We start from the raw sequence: 14,821 nt of genomic DNA on the forward strand, positions 1-14,821 counted from the left end.
CTTGCGCACGGGATTGACGGCCACGGTGGACTTCGTTCATTCACTGGTCAAGGTGGATGGGAAGGCCTATCCCATCAGCCCGGTAGGTGCTGCCGCGCAGGAGATCATCGTCGCGGGTGGATTGGAGAGTTGGGTGAGAGGGCGGATTGAAGATTGACGATTGCTGACTGCTGACCGCTGACGGATTAAATATTTCCAGGAGATAATACACATGGCCAAATATCGCATCGCCTGGCTGCCGGGAGACGGCGTCGGTCACGACGTGATGGAGTGTGCCCGCATGGTCCTGGACAAGCTGGTCCTGGATGCCGAGTACGTGCCTGGCGACATCGGGTGGGAGTTCTGGAAGTCCGAGGGGGAGGCCCTGCCCCAGCGCACCATTGACATGATGAAGCAGACCGACTGCTGCCTGTTCGGGGCCATCACCTCCAAGCCCAAGGAGGAGGCCCAGAAGGAGTTAGACCCGTCCCTGGCGGATAGGGGATTCGTCTACTTCTCGCCGATTGTGCGCCTGCGGCAGGAGTTCAACCTGCACACCAACCTGCGCCCCTGCAAAGCTTACCCCGGCAATCCCCTGAATTACCGGGACGACGTGGATATCGTCATCTTCCGGGAGAACACGGAGGGGCTGTACGCTGGCGTGGAGTTCCATCCCCTGCCGCAGCAGGTCTTTGACGCCCTGAATGCCAACCATCCCAAGATGGCCACGTTCGAGCAGTTCGGCCTGGATAACATTGCCCTTTCCACCCGCATCATGACCCGGCAGGCCTGCGCGAACATTGTCACGCGGGCTTTCGAGTATGCCCGCAAGTACGGCCGCCGGTCGGTGACGGTGGTGGACAAGCCGAACGTGCTGCGGGAAACGGGCGGCCTGATGATCCGCACAGCCCGGGAGGTGGCCAGGCAGTACCCCGGCATCGAGCTCTGGGAGACCAACATCGACGCCCAATGCATGTGGCTGGTGAAGAACCCGCAGGATTACGTGATCCTGGTGGCGGAGAACATGTTCGGCGACATCCTGTCGGACCTGACAGCCCAGCTGGTAGGCGGGCTGGGGTTCGCCTGCTCAGCCAATATGGGTGATGATTATGCCGTATTCGAGCCCACCCACGGCAGCGCCCCCAAGTACGCCGGTCAGTATAAGGTGAATCCCCTGGCCATGCTGCTGACCACCAAAATGATGCTGGAGTGGCTGGGTGAGGTGGAGATGGCTGCCCACCTGGAGCAGGCCGTGGCGGAGGTTATCAATGAGGGGCGAGTACGTACCTACGACATGGGAGGCACCAACACCAGCCTGGAAGTCACTGAAGCGGTGACCGTAAAACTTTAAGTGAACCACAAAGACACAAAGACCAGAAGGAGTTATGGTCTAATAGATCCAAGTACTGAGAAGCTCGCACGAGATGTGATTGGTGCTGCCATTGAAGTGCACAGAGCTTTAGGGCCGGGATTTCTTGAGTCGGTATACGAAGAGGCCTTGTGCATCGAGATGGACATGCGAGACATACCCCATAATCGGCAATGTCCGATTGCCATAAATTATAAAAGTCGTCCGGTTGGTGAGGGGAAAGTGGATTTATTAATTGGAGATAAACTGATTGTAGAATTGAAGGCTGTAGACACACTGGCTCCAATTCATTCTGCGCAAGTGATTTCTTACCTGAAGATGATGAGATTGCCGCTTGGTCTGTTGATAAATTTTAATGTTCCGGTCCTAAAAGAAGGCATTAAACGGATTATTCTAACATGATTATTGTGTCCTTTGTGTCTTTGTGGTTCATAAAGGAGGGATCATGAGCATTTCCCGGGAGCTGGCCCGCTTTGCCCTGGGGTTGGAATATGACGACCTGACCAGTGATGTAATTCGTGAGGCGAAGCGATACCTGTTCGATTCTATCGGCTGTGCGTTCGGCGGATTTGATACCAAGGACGTGCAGATCATGCGCAAGCTGTACCGCCAGATGGAGGGGACCGGCGAAGCCACCCTGCTGGTGAGCGGAGAGCGCATGCCAGCCGTGAATGCTACGCTGGTGAACTCGCTGGCTGTTCGAGCGCTGGACTTTAACGACATCTATTGGAAGGAGGACCCCTCGCACCCCTCCGATTTGATCCCCGCGGCCCTGAATGTGGGCGAGCTGGTGGGCGCGACCATGAAGGACATTATAGTGGCTATCGTTCTGGCCTACGAGTTTGAGCAGCGGATGTGCGAGTTTGCCGTGCCTGGTCTGCGGGAGCGCAAGTGGCACCACGCCACCATCACGCAGTTCGTGTCACCTATTGTCGCGGGCAAACTGCTGAGGTTGTCAGAGGACCAGCTGGTGAATGCCATCGGGATCTCCGGCAGCCACAACCACACGATCGGTTGTCTGACGGCCGGGAAACTCACCATGATGAAGAACACCGTGGATCCCCTGGCGGTGCAGGCGGGTGTCTTTGCGGCGCTGATGGCCAAGGAGGGCTATACCGGTACGGAGGAAGTCTTCGAGGGCAAGGAAGGTCTCATGGAGGTATATGGTCCCGAATGGGAGGTGCCCAAGCTGTTGGCGGGCCTGGGTAAGGCCTTTAAAATCATGGAATGTTCCATGAAGGCCTATCCCACCGAAGCCCTGACCCATACCCACATCACGGCTGCCCTGAAAGTGGTGATTGACAACGATATCCAGCCGGAGCAGATCGAGGAGGTGCGGGTCACCACCATTGCCCGCGCTTGTGACATTCTGTTCGATCCGCACAAATACAAGCCGACCAGCCGGGAGACGGCCGATCACAGCCTGCCCTACTGCATTGCCCGGGCTATTCTGGACCGGGGAATCACCATCCAATCCTTTGACGACGAGCAAATCCAGGACCCGCGCTTGAAGGGATTGATCCACAAGATCAAGGGCGAGGCCAGCGCGGAGTTCGAGAAGCTCTTCCCGGCCAAGCAACCGTCACGAGTCACCATCCGCACGACCGACGGACAGGAGCACTCGGTGTACCTGGAATATCCGAAGGGTGATCCGCGGGAGCCGATGACCGCAAGTGACCTGGACGAGAAGTTCGCCGCACTGACGGCCTCCCACCTGACTGACGAGGGCCGCCGCCGGATCAAGGAGGCCATTTTCATGTGTGATACCCTGGCCGGTGTCAACCAGTTCATGGCCCTGATGGTGGCGGATCGGTAGGAGAAGACAGCGATTAGCCGTTAGCGATTAGCCATTAGCGATTAGCCAGGGGCTAGGGACTTATTAACTTCACTCACACCCGGGACGACGTCCTTCGAGAGCCCTTCGATCCCGACGTAAAGTCGGAACTCAGGGCAAGTGCTTATTAGAGCACCAATCACCGCTTACTAATCATTAATCACCACTCACCGCTCAGCAATCGGTTTCCCGGCGGCCGTAAGGGGCCTTTGGTTTAGCGGGGCTGGGCTGGTTAGATTCAGCCCGTGAATGAGCAGCGGCAGACGAGCTTCTGGCGGGAGCTGAAATCACGGCGGGTGATCCAGCTGGTGGGGCTGTACCTGGGTGCCTCGTGGGTGGCACTCGAGTTCTTGAATTTTTTAACTGACCGCTATTCCCTCTCCCCACATCTCGTTGACCTGGTCCTAGTGGCGCTGGGTGCGATGCTGCCTTCCGTGCTGATCCTGGCCTATACGCACGGTAAACCGGGCCGGGACCAGTGGACCTTCACAGAGAAGGTAGTGTTGCCGGCCAATGCGGTGATCATGGCCGGCTTGATACTGATATTTTTCAGCGGCAAGGATCTGGGTGCCACGACGATGGTTGTGTCCGCGGAGGATGAGACCGGCGCGTCGATCGAGCGGGTCATCCCCAAGGCCAGTTTTCGCAAACAGATCGCCCTGTTCTTCTTTACTAATGAAACCGGCAGTGTCGATGGGGCGTGGGTGGGGCGCTGGCTGCCCCAGGGGCTCTACCTGGACCTGATCCAGGACCTGTACTTTGATAACCGCAATCCATACCAGATGAGCCGGGCCATGACGGAGGCCGGTGCCGAGGAGGGTGAAGCACCGCTGGCCCTGATGCGCGAGCTGGCCCGGAAATTTCATCTGAGCTACTTTCTGCACGGGAGTGTTTTCAGCATCGAGCCTTACAGTATTGAGACCCGCCTTTATCTGACCAAAGGTGGCCGCCTCAGCGCCTCACACCACTATGAGGACGGGGACCTGGGAAACATCATTGACCGGGTATCGGTAGACATCAAGCGGGACCTGGGATTGTCCGACATGCATATCGAGGAAGTGGAAGACCTGCCGGTGGCGGCCCTCTCGTCGGATAGCCTTATGGCCCTGGCCTATTTCATCAGGGGTCTGGACCAGCTCTACTTTCGTAGTGACTGGGCCGGGGCCGCCAAGTCCCTGTCCGCAGCCACGGCGATAGACTCCAGTTTCGTGCACGCCCAGTTCTATCTGTATCAGGCGAGCCTTTTTCTGGGGCAGGGATCGGAAGAGGCTATTAATGCGGCCATGCGCTACCTTTACAAGGTGCCCGAGCGCCTGCAGGGTTCCATAAAGGAGGTGTACTACCTATATCAGGGCGAGCCCGAAAAGGCGCTCTCCGCGCTGAGTCTGGATGTCACGCTCTATCCGGAGGACGTCCTTGCCCATCGTCGGCTGGCAAATTTCTATAACCGCACCGGTTTTTACGCCGAGGCACTGAAGGAGTACCATACGATCCGCAGCCTGAATCCGGATGACGATCTGGTTTTGAGGGATATTGCCGACGTTCACGCCACCCTGGGCCAGTTTGAGCAGGCCCTGGAAAGCCTGCATGGCTATGCCAGGAATAATCCGCGGGATACCGACGTGCTCATCGAGATGGGGGCGGTCTATCGGCTGCTGGGGCAGGTGGATGAGGCCGATGAGGTGTATGAGCGGGCCTTGCTTCTGGGGCATAATCCGGCCCGGGTAATGATCTGCCAATCCGAGCTCCTTTTCCAGCGTGGTTTGTATGGGGGAGCGCTGGCGCGGGCCCAGGAGGCCGCCAACGTAGCCACAACGCCGGAGGTACGGCTGATGGCCCTGCGGACGCTGGAGGGGTCCTACGAATCGTTGGGCCGGATCAGGGAGGCCATGGCGGTCGCCCGGGAAGCCATGCCCCTGGAACGCAGGGTGTACGGCCCGATGAACAGTGTGCTCCTGCGCCTTTCGCACTTCAATAAATATGCCTGCACCACGCTGGCGGACTCCGCCGAGGCGCTGCTGGCCGAGATGAGCCCCCAGCTGCCCGACCCCTGGGACCGGGCCATGTACGTGCTGCAGGTGGAATTCAAGACCAACCAGGAAGGCCGGCCCATTTCCAGCGAAGAGAGGACCCAGGTGGAGGCCTTTTTCCAGGAATACAAGTTTCTGGTGGAAATACCGCGGGAGCTCATGATGGCCCGCATCCATGAGAACAATGGGCGCTATCGCCAGGCCATCCAGGGCTACATCACCACGCTTTCACGGTATCCCAAGCGGCTGATGGTGCAGAAGTACATAGCGCGCGCCTATCGCCGGCTGGGCGATGCCGAGGCGGCCCTGGCCACCATCAACCAGCTGCTGGCGGTCTATCCCCACGATCCGGAGGTATTGTACGAGCTATACCAGATCCAGCGCCTTACCGACTCGGCCGCCGCTCGCGAGATCCTAACCCGCCTGACCGACATCTGGCGCGAGGCCGACCGGGTCTACCTGCCGGCCCGGGAGGTGCGCCGGGCGCTGAAGCGAACGGAAGCATCTTAGGGGCCAGATGCAGGCAAATGCCGGCCCGGCACCTGCAGCCAGCGTTCACATCACCGGTCTATATCAGCCTGGAAGGGTACGAGCAGGTCCGGCCAAGTAGTGCAGGAGGATTAAGGGCCACCGGGGTGCGGCCGTACCAGGAATAATGTCCTTCAAGCCGCGCAGAGGCCCGAGGAGTATTTAATACGCTTACCAGGTTGTTAAATGCATTAAACGGCTGTATTTATCCTTTTGGCTTAGTTTTTATCGTTATCTTTATTTCAATTAATATGAGGTGTTTGATGCGTAAAGAGCCCTCCCGGAGGCCACCGGTGCCGCGGCATCCGCCTCCCAGGAGACCTCCGCCCAGCCCGCCCGCGCCGAAAAGGCCAGGGAGACGGGAAGGATATCCACCGCCACCAAAACGGCCATCCCCTCCTAAAGGGGAAGGTTAAAGGGCTGGTGCAGGAGCTATCAGGGCTGGGTGAGGAGGAGATTAGCAGACCTCACATCCTGGCCCCCGGCTGGTACAACTTCATATCGGGTACGAAATGAGAAAAGGGTAAATCATGCGCGTCATCGCTGTTGGCTTCATTAGCCTGGTTATCCTTTCAAGCTGCCGCGGGCCCAATGAGCCGGCACCTCTGAGGGCGCCCGAGCTGCGACCACCGTTAATTCCGGGAATATTCAGAACTGATGAGTCAGGGAATAACCTGGGGACGATCGGCAATCCTGATATACCCGAAGATGCGACAGGCCTGCTACGTGTAGATCCTGCTTATCCGAATCCCTTTTATAGCATGACAACGATTCAGATAACCCAGTCGGGGCAGACTCATATCCGGGTGTGGATTGTGCGGGGTATTGGCTTTGCGGAAGACAGCTACTATTCGGGTTTTACCCAGATTGGCAATCAGCTGGTCGCTACACCTGGCGGTTTGGCAGACCTGCTAGTGATGGATGGGGGCTTCGATTTCGACCCTAGTCATCCTATCGCTCAGCACAACATAATTGTCAGAATGGATGAAACCTTTGAAGATGGATACTACCGCTGTTATATCCAGGCTGACGAAGTGTTGTTATGGACGGACCTGCTGTTACTAAATGACGTATCCTGCATCAATCTCAAGCGATTAGGATTGGAAGCGTCGTATTGTGATTAAGCCATCAGATTGGAGGATTTGAGCATGAATGCAACAAAAAAAATAGTCTTGGGACTCGTGGTCCTGTTATTCACATTGCCTGCTGGTTTGTACCCGGCCGAGGAGACAGACGATCATGGTACTTTCGGCATTGCAGCCAGCCTGAGCCAATCGAGCACGAGCCTTTTCTTTCCAGTCTGGATATCGCCGAGGCTGGCGTTAGAGCCAACATTGAGTCTGGTATGGGTAGAGGACGCCGGGATAGACGGGGGTTAGGGTTTGGTCTGAGATTCTATCGGAGACCCCGCCAATCGGTTTATCCCTATCTAAGAATCGGGCTGGGTGTGCTGGGCCTTGATCCTGAATCCGGTGATGCTACCACCGATTTACTGGTGGGGCTGGCGTATGGAGGTGAATATTTCCTGGCCAAGCGATTCAGCCTGGGGATTGAAGCCCAGCTAACCTTCACCAAGTCAGATGAGGAGTCAGCGCGGTTCGGGAATCCGGGTGGGCTAAATGCAAATACTGCCACCCAGATTTACGCAACACTATACTGGCATTAAACGAGCGGTAGTGATCTGAGATCTTATTTTAAGTGAAGTATATGAAAGGGACAGGCCCTTATTCCGATCCCCCGCCTTCGTTCTCCAGATAGCTCTGATAGATCCGCTCGCTATCCGGGTTTAGCACCGTCATATCGGCCAACTCTTTCCACATACCGGCCAGGGCCAGCATTTCAGCGATCTCTTCGGCGTGTCCTGACAGGAAGATGGTGGTATAGCGTTCCTGGCCTTCGCGTTGGATAACCGAGCTGACGGCTTTATGGAACAGGCCCAGGGTCTTGCGCAGCTCGGTCAGGTTGGGTTTTTCCTGGGCCAGGACGTCGAAGGCCTGATAGAAGTAGGCCTTGGCGCGGCGCAGTTCCTGGTTGGTTGCGAGGCGCTCCACCAGCCGGAGTTGTTCGGACCAATTCTGGCTGACGTAGGGATTGTTTTGGCCCTGGGTAGCCAGTGAGGAGGCGCGGGTATAGTACGGTGAACCGGCCAGGACCTGATAGGTGTCCAGCTCCCCGGCGATGAGGAGGTAGGCGTAAAATTCAAGGAAGGAGGCCAGGGGATCAAAAGCGGGTGACAGGTTCACAGGCCGCCCGGGAGAGTAAGGGAACTTGATGTCGCGTACAAAATAGCGCTGGTCCTGGCGGTTATTGAAGAGCACCTGGGCCTGGTAGTACACCTCGTTGCCAATGGTGATGGTGGACTGGAACACCAGCTGGAGGTCCAGGTACATATCCAGGTCGGCGATATCCTCTTCCCAGGGCGAGTTGAGGTAGAACTGCCTGATGGCATCCTCCAGCCCGAGCAGGTCCTGCCGCTCACGATCATTCAGCCGCTGGACGTCCAACTGGACCGTCACTTCGGCGAACTGAGCCTGGAGAAAACCGACCAGAGTAGCTATAAGAATACAGAGAATCGTTCGCATGGCCCTAAGATAGAGCCATTCAAGCTGATTGCCAAGGGAAAGCGGCGATTTTAACGGGCGGGGCTTGATCCCACATTATATGGCGTTATCGCTGCCGATGATAGTGATATTGTAACGCTTCCCCCGGCTTACGACAGACCCTTTCCTGCTGATTTACAATGGTTTAAGTCCCACGAAATTCAGGCTCTGGACCCGGCCAGCGATTTGCCGGGTGAGTTGTTCCAGATCGACCCTTTCCGAGATCGGTTCCAGGCAACAGGTCTTGGATAGTGCATCGTCGATCAGGGAGTTAATCGTTGCGGAAGTGAACTCTACGCGTTTTGCCACATCAACCTCGGTAAAACCGGCTGCTTTGAGTCCGTCTAAGTACTCCTGCTCACTGATAGCCCCACCGAGGCAGGAGTTGTAGACATAGGGATTTTCGCGAAGGTTTTCGGGAAGCTCGCTTACTACGATATCGCTGATGCTGAAATGGCCCCCGGGCTTCAGGACGCGATAGATTTCATTGAAGACCTTGTCCTTTTCTGGCGAGAGGTTAATGACGCAATTGGAGATCACCCAATCGACCGTTTCATTTTCGACGGGTAAATCTTCGATGAGTCCCTTACGGATATCGATATTGCGGTGCGGTGAAGCTGCTGCATTAGCCCGGGCGGTGGCGATCATCTCGGGGGTCATATCCACACCGATGACCCGGCCGGTAGGCCCGACTTTTTCAGCGGCGATCAACAGATCGAGGCCGGCGCCGGCGCCAAGATCCAGGACGTTATCGCCTGATCGCACGCCGCTGAAGGCGAACGGATTTCCGCAACCCATGGAGGAGCCCGCCGCTGATTCATTCACTTTCACTTCTTCAGGGGAATAGCCGATTTCACGGGCATAGGCGCTGTTTGGGGCACTGGCACAGCAGCCGGCGGTCTTTAAAATAGCCTGTCCGTAAGCACGTGTAACCTGGGAGCGTATCTCATCTTTGGTTTTCATCTATAATTCTCCTTAAGGTCATCCAGAGGAGTCTGACAGCAGGACTCCAGCGCATCGGCCAGAGAGCGCAGAATGGCCGGCAGCTGCTGTCGATCAATGCAATAGACCGCTTCTTTGCCGCGTTTTTCCCTGGTAATGATCCCAGCCCGGCGCAAGACACTCAGGTGGCGGGATACGACGGAGAGATCCACGCAGCAACAGCCGGCGGCCTGCCCCACATTCTGCCCCGAACCGGTGCCGAGCAGTTGAAATAGAAGGCGCAGCCGGTTAGGGTCGCTGAGGGCTTTAAAGGTGGCGGCCAGGGTTTCAGGAGCAATACTCTGGCCATCAGGTAGCGCAAGTGGATCGGGTTTTGCTGACATTTGCATAGTGATACAAATTTAAGAATATTTGCATTAGTATGCAAGTGTTAATTGCAGGTTGGAATGGGATGCGGGGTCAGTCCGCTTCTGGTTGTATGAGCTTTACAGCCCTTGGATTGTGGCCGCTGTGCCCGTTAGCTTTGCTTGTTGTGAGTAATATTGCAGATCTCATCCGGACCCGATCGGAGCATCAGGCTATCCTGGAAGCCGCCGGACAGCTGGGCCACGAACGGGGGTCCTATCCCTATCTGGTTGGCGGCTACGTGCGGGACCTTATCCTGGGCCGGGAAAACCAGGACATCGATCTGGTGGTAGAGGGTGACGGCATCGCTTTCGCCCGGGCCCTGGGTAGTTGCCTGGGAGTGGACCAAGTAGTGGCCTTCGAGCAGTTCGGCACGGCCTTGATCCCCCTGAGGGGGGCCCACGTCGAGGTGGCCACCGCCCGCACGGAGACCTACGACCGCGATTCCCGCAAGCCCCACGTGGTGGCAGGTAGTATCGAGGTTGATCTCGCGCGCCGCGACTTTACTATCAATGCCTTGGCCGCCTCCATCCATCCCGAAACCTTCGGTGATCTGATCGACCCCTTCCAGGGCATTCAGGACATGAAGCGGGGCATTCTACGCACACCGCTGGAACCTGATGCCACTTTCAGCGATGATCCTTTGCGCATGCTTCGGGCCGCGCGGTTCGCCGCCCAGCTCCAGTACACCATCACACCTGACTGTCTGGAGAGCATCACCCGGCAGAAGGAGCGCATCGCTATCGTCAGTTGGGAGCGGATCACGAATGAGATCATCAAATTACTGTCAACAGACAAACCCAGTGTGGGCTTTATCATTCTCGGAGAGACAGGCCTTCTGGTTTATATTTTTCCGGAGCTGGAGGCCATGTCCGGCGTGGAGGTGCGTGACGGTCGCGGTCATAAAGATGTCTTCACGCATACCATGTTGGTGGTGGATAACGCTGCCGTACTCAGCCCCAAAGCGGCTTTGCGCTTTGCGGCCCTGTTACATGACATCGGTAAGCCCAGGACCAAGCGCTACGACGAGCAGCGGGGCTGGACTTTCCACCACCACGAGGAGGTGGGACGCAAGATGCTGGAGGAGATCGCCCGGCGGATGCGCCTGCCCAACGACCTGCGGGACTACCTCATGAAGCTCACCCGGCTCCACCTGCGGCCCATCGCACTGGCCATGGAGGGCGTGACCGACAGTGCTGTGCGGCGATTGATGCGGGAAGCGGGGGAGGATGTTGACGACCTGATGATTCTCTGCCGCGCCGATGTCACTACCAAGCAAGAGGCCCTCTATGCCCAATACATGCACAATTTTGAGCGGGTGGAGGCGCTCATGGCCGACGTGGTTCTGCGGGATGAGATGCGGGCATTCCAGTCACCGGTGCGGGGAGATGAGATCATGGCGGTGTGCGGCCTTGAGCCGGGACCGATGGTGGGTAAACTTAAGATGGCCATCGAAGAGGCGATTCTCGACGGCCAGATTGAGAACACTCACGAGGCGGCCCTGGCCTACCTGTACGAGATCAAAGACGAGATCCTCTCGTCCAATCAGTGATACACCTAATCATTATTTAGAAGGAGCTGCCGCAGCAACCTCGCGAGAAAAAGCTTGCCTTTAGTGCAGGTTTAGTGTTATACTATTGTAGAACACTGCAGCAGCGAAACAGTGCTGATGATACAAGGATATCAAATATATCAACTGGTGGGAATCCCTGACAGGTTTCAGGAGCTCTCGCCATGGGACAGGTAAGCCATGGTACTCGATTTTGACCACAGCACGCCCATCTATCTGCAGGTGGCCCGGATGATCCGGGATGCGGTGGTTTCAGGTGACTTGCCGGAGGGGGAGGCCATACCTTCGGTGCGGCAGGTATCGGTGGAGCATGGGCTCAACCCGCAGACCGTGCTTAATGCCAACCACCTGCTGATTGAAGAGGGTATTCTGGAGAAGCGCCGGGGGATCGGTTTTTTTGTGAAGGAAGGTGCCCGGAAGTCCCTGTTACAGGCAGAACGGGAGCGATTCAAGGGCGACGATGTACCGGCTCTGGTAAATCGGGCCAAGCTCCTGGGGCTTTCCCAGCAGGCAACTGTGAACCTAGTCAAGGAGAGATTCAAGGAGTAAGGTTATGGAGCCACTCATACACATCCAGGATGTGAGCAAGTCTTTCGGTTCCACCCGGGCCTTGAAAGGTGTCAGCCTGGATATTTTTGCCGGACGGATTGTCGGTCTGGTGGGGCCTAACGGGGCCGGCAAGACCACCTTGCTGCGGGTGCTTACGGGCGGTATCGGCTACCAGGGACACATCCGCATCCTGGGACTTGAACCCCAAACGCAACGCAAGCAGCTCATGAGCTTCACGGGCGTTATTCACGACGTGGCAGTACTGCCGCCGTGGATGAAAGTGCGGCAGGTGCTGGGCTATATGGAGGGAGTGCACCCGCAGTTCAATCGCCGGCGCTGCGAGGAATTCCTGGCCACTACGGCCATAGAGCAGCACAAGAAGGTCAAGCAGCTCTCCAAGGGAATGAAGACCCAGCTGCACCTGGCCCTGGTTATGGCCACGGAGACCCGCCTCCTGATCCTGGACGAACCCACCCACGGTCTTGACATCCTCTTCCGCAAGCGGCTGTATACCTCCGTGCTGAATGATTATTTTGATGGGGACAAGTCCATCCTGATCTCGACCCACCAGGTGGAGGAGGTGGAGCATATCCTCAGCGACGTTATCTTTATCCGGGATGGTGCGATCCTGCTCTACACCACGATGGACGACCTCAGGGAGAAGTTCGTCCAGGTGACCACAACGGCTGAGAAGGCCGACGAAGTGCGCCGTCTGGGACCTCTCACAGAGCACGAGCTGTTCGGCCGCAAGGTCTTTCTGCTGCGTGATGCGGACCGCGGCACCCTGGCAGCGCTGGGAGAGGTCCAGGTACCCTCGGTAGCCGATGTTTTTGTCGCCATGATGGGAGGTGAAGCATGAAAGCCTATTTTTCGCTGATAGTGCGGGAGTGGCACGAATGGCGCACCGTCATGATGGTGGTAGGCATACTGTACGTACTGGGTCTGGTCCTCGCTACGGTGGCGTTCCACAAAGGGTCCGACGCTCTCATACGCGATCGCATTCAGTGGAATTGGGATCAGGATGAGTGGCATCTTGACGACGAGGGTGATCACGAATGGTTCTCTCCGAAGGAATTAAGGGGTATTGGCGGGTCACGGATGCTCTTTTTGGGCTGGACGCACCTGCTGCGGGTAGGCATGTCTTTCATCAATCTGGCCCTGCTGGTGCTGGCCCTGTTCTATCTGGCAGATGTGGTATATAAGGAACGGGCCGATGGCAGCACCTTTTTTTATCGAGGGTTGCCGGTGGGGGATCTGTCTATATTATCCTCCAAACTGTTGGTCGGCACCGTCGGGTTTCTGGTACTTTCTTTCATTTTAGGGGTGGTGTGGGTATTATATGCCCAGATCACCTTCCCGGGCAGCATGGCGGATGAGTTAGCGCAGGCCGGGCTGTCACCGTTTCAGGTGGCTTCCCTGGATCTAATCGGAGACTGGTCGGTATTCCACCTGCTGCAGCTGGCCTGGCTGCTGCCTTTCGCGGCCTATTTCATGTTTGTGTCCACAGTGACCCGCAGCCGGCCGCTCCTGGTGGGTGTGGGGGTGCCGCTATTGCTGGGTCTCCTCTGGAGGTTTCTGGTGGGCGATAACGCCCTGCTGAGGGAACTCACTGCCAATCTCGGTGTGATCGGTGAAATCCTTAAAGCGGAGTGGCTGGAAACCACCGATATCGCCTCCGGCGAGCCTATCGAGCTATTCGGCTCCTTCTCCCATTACATCTTGAGCCTGCGCACGGTGATCTCCCTGCTGATAGCGGGGGGTTTTTTCGGTCTGACTTTCTTCGCTTATCGTAAGAATCTGCCAGTTTCCTAACAATTCAGGGAAGGCACGGCGGCCTTAGCGCGGCGACACTTCGGACGGCTGTGGAGTGGATGGGTGGAAGGGACCTACCTGGCGATACTTGCCATTGCCACGGTGCTATTGGCGCTGCACTACGATGCCTCCCGTAATTGGATAGGGGGAATCTTATACGTAAACGCGCTGGACCCCTCCATCTGGGTGGAGCGCAGGGATGGGTTGGGCTTTACACTGAATTTCGGTCAATGGATGGCCTGGTTGTGGCTGGCGCTCCTGCTATCTATCCCAGGCTTCATCAGTCTGCTTTCGATATTCTTCAGCAATAGTTAATTTTTGAGCCATCTTTCAAAGGAGTAACGATGGCTAATACAACGGGGAATTTATCTCTAGTTCGGCGACTTATAGGCGTGTTTGGCGCCCCGCGGGCAACTTTCACGGCCCTTTCACAGTCTATAGGAGCGTTGGACCTGGTAGTGCCCCTGCTCATTCTCCTGGTCCTTTCGCTGGCTGGCCAGGCCTTTGTCGGGCCCCTGGCCTTCGAAGAACAGCAGCAGCGGATTCTCCAGCGGGAGGACTTACCCGATGACCAGAAGGATGCCCTTCTAGAGCGCATGGAGAGGAGTCTGAGCAGTCCGACGCGCTATCTGATGGGTGGGGCAACCGTCATCGTCTGGTACGCTATTCTGGGCGGGGTGGTCATGTTTTTCGGCGCCTTTATCCTGGGCGGGCAAGCATCCTACAAGGATACCCTGGCCGTGGTCCTATATGCCAGTCTGGTTGGAGTAGTGGAGTCGATAATCAAAATACCGCTAGTGCTGCAAACGGGGACCACGCGGGTAGAAACCGGCCTGGCCCTGCTGCTGCCCGGCAGCCTGGATGGGACCCTGATTTACCGGTTCTTCCACCGCCTCGACTTCTTCGCGATATGGAAGGTATTCCTGGTGACCATCGGTGTGGCCCTGATTTACAAGGTTGAGGGAAAGAAGGCCCGCATAGTCCTTTTCGGGTCTTGGGTCCTGGTGATGTTTCTGCTGGCGTGGCTGCTGGATGGGCGCGGGCTTACCTAATCGCAGCCGGCGGGATTCAAGTTTAATGGGCGCTGGCAGGAAGTAGTGTCAGACCTGGCAGGAACTTATTAACCATTCATTGGTTTGAGGAGTCTAACTAGTTAAGGAAAGATATGAAGTACCTATTCCAACTCTGTGCGGCCGTGTTGCT

Annotated in this window: 16 protein-coding genes; 12 read left to right on the forward strand and 4 right to left on the reverse strand. The window is 56.8% G+C overall.

The genetic code is table 11. The features are described 5' to 3' along the window. Nucleotides 1–211 precede the first annotated feature (211 nt). The 4 genes from ACETWG_11850 (at nucleotide 212) to ACETWG_11865 (ending at nucleotide 5,722) form a co-directional block, all read left to right on the forward strand. The gene (locus ACETWG_11850) at nucleotides 212–1,330 is read left to right on the forward strand and encodes an isocitrate/isopropylmalate dehydrogenase family protein (GenBank protein MFB0517279.1); all 1,119 of its coding nucleotides are present in this window, start codon (nucleotides 212–214) and stop codon (nucleotides 1,328–1,330) included. After that, nucleotides 1,331–1,750, forward strand: a complete 420-nt coding sequence (locus ACETWG_11855) for a GxxExxY protein (GenBank protein MFB0517280.1) — start codon at nucleotides 1,331–1,333, stop codon at nucleotides 1,748–1,750. A gap of 43 nt (nucleotides 1,751–1,793) precedes the next feature. Next, nucleotides 1,794–3,164 (forward strand): MmgE/PrpD family protein, encoded by a 1,371-nt coding sequence (locus tag ACETWG_11860; GenBank protein MFB0517281.1) that lies wholly within the window; start codon nucleotides 1,794–1,796, stop codon nucleotides 3,162–3,164. A 263-nt stretch (nucleotides 3,165–3,427) separates the two neighbouring features. Then, nucleotides 3,428–5,722, forward strand: a complete 2,295-nt coding sequence (locus ACETWG_11865; GenBank protein ID MFB0517282.1) for a tetratricopeptide repeat protein — start codon at nucleotides 3,428–3,430, stop codon at nucleotides 5,720–5,722. Nucleotides 5,723–5,986: 264 nt separating this feature from the next. On the opposite strand, the gene ACETWG_11870 is transcribed toward ACETWG_11865, so the two are convergent. After that, complete coding sequence (locus ACETWG_11870; GenBank protein ID MFB0517283.1) at nucleotides 5,987–6,133, reverse strand: hypothetical protein; 147 nt, start codon at nucleotides 6,131–6,133, stop codon at nucleotides 5,987–5,989. A gap of 137 nt (nucleotides 6,134–6,270) precedes the next feature. Between ACETWG_11870 and ACETWG_11875 the strand changes: the two genes are divergently transcribed. Both ACETWG_11875 and ACETWG_11880 read left to right on the forward strand, forming a co-directional pair. Beyond that, the gene (locus ACETWG_11875) at nucleotides 6,271–6,864 is read left to right on the forward strand and encodes a hypothetical protein (GenBank protein MFB0517284.1); all 594 of its coding nucleotides are present in this window, start codon (nucleotides 6,271–6,273) and stop codon (nucleotides 6,862–6,864) included. 221 nt (nucleotides 6,865–7,085) lie between these two features. Continuing rightward, a complete protein-coding gene (locus ACETWG_11880) occupies nucleotides 7,086–7,406 on the forward strand; it encodes a hypothetical protein (protein MFB0517285.1) in 321 nt (106 codons plus the stop codon). Between the two features lie 58 nt (nucleotides 7,407–7,464). On the opposite strand, the gene ACETWG_11885 is transcribed toward ACETWG_11880, so the two are convergent. The 3 genes from ACETWG_11885 to ACETWG_11895 all read right to left on the reverse strand — a co-directional run bounded on the left by ACETWG_11885 (nucleotide 7,465) and on the right by ACETWG_11895 (nucleotide 9,665). After that, the gene (locus tag ACETWG_11885) at nucleotides 7,465–8,322 is read right to left on the reverse strand and encodes a DUF4835 family protein (protein MFB0517286.1); all 858 of its coding nucleotides are present in this window, start codon (nucleotides 8,320–8,322) and stop codon (nucleotides 7,465–7,467) included. 153 nt (nucleotides 8,323–8,475) lie between these two features. Then, entirely contained in the window at nucleotides 8,476–9,303 is an 828-nt protein-coding gene (arsM, locus tag ACETWG_11890) for an arsenite methyltransferase (GenBank protein ID MFB0517287.1), read from the reverse strand. Then, the gene (locus tag ACETWG_11895; GenBank protein ID MFB0517288.1) at nucleotides 9,300–9,665 is read right to left on the reverse strand and encodes an ArsR/SmtB family transcription factor; all 366 of its coding nucleotides are present in this window, start codon (nucleotides 9,663–9,665) and stop codon (nucleotides 9,300–9,302) included. Before ACETWG_11895 ends, arsM begins: the two co-directional genes overlap by 4 nt. A gap of 149 nt (nucleotides 9,666–9,814) precedes the next feature. Here ACETWG_11895 and ACETWG_11900 point away from each other — a divergent pair, with 149 nt between their 5' ends. The 6 genes from ACETWG_11900 (at nucleotide 9,815) to ACETWG_11925 (ending at nucleotide 14,670) form a co-directional block, all read left to right on the forward strand. Continuing rightward, on the forward strand, nucleotides 9,815–11,239 hold the full coding sequence (locus ACETWG_11900) for a CCA tRNA nucleotidyltransferase (protein ID MFB0517289.1): 1,425 nt from the start codon (nucleotides 9,815–9,817) through the stop codon (nucleotides 11,237–11,239). 198 nt (nucleotides 11,240–11,437) lie between these two features. Next, entirely contained in the window at nucleotides 11,438–11,806 is a 369-nt protein-coding gene (locus ACETWG_11905) for a GntR family transcriptional regulator (GenBank protein ID MFB0517290.1), read from the forward strand. A gap of 4 nt (nucleotides 11,807–11,810) precedes the next feature. After that, entirely contained in the window at nucleotides 11,811–12,665 is an 855-nt protein-coding gene (locus tag ACETWG_11910; GenBank protein ID MFB0517291.1) for an ABC transporter ATP-binding protein, read from the forward strand. Next, on the forward strand, nucleotides 12,662–13,618 hold the full coding sequence (locus tag ACETWG_11915) for a hypothetical protein (GenBank protein MFB0517292.1): 957 nt from the start codon (nucleotides 12,662–12,664) through the stop codon (nucleotides 13,616–13,618). The genes ACETWG_11910 and ACETWG_11915 overlap by 4 nt, the downstream gene beginning before the upstream one ends. 63 nt (nucleotides 13,619–13,681) lie before the next feature. Then, entirely contained in the window at nucleotides 13,682–13,933 is a 252-nt protein-coding gene (locus tag ACETWG_11920) for a DUF5808 domain-containing protein (GenBank protein MFB0517293.1), read from the forward strand. Nucleotides 13,934–13,962: 29 nt separating this feature from the next. Further along, the gene (locus ACETWG_11925; protein MFB0517294.1) at nucleotides 13,963–14,670 is read left to right on the forward strand and encodes a Yip1 family protein; all 708 of its coding nucleotides are present in this window, start codon (nucleotides 13,963–13,965) and stop codon (nucleotides 14,668–14,670) included. Nucleotides 14,671–14,821: the final 151 nt, after the last annotated feature.

Source organism: Candidatus Neomarinimicrobiota bacterium (assembly GCA_041862535.1).
Lineage (GTDB): Bacteria > Fidelibacterota > Marinisomatia > SCGC-AAA003-L08 > TS1B11.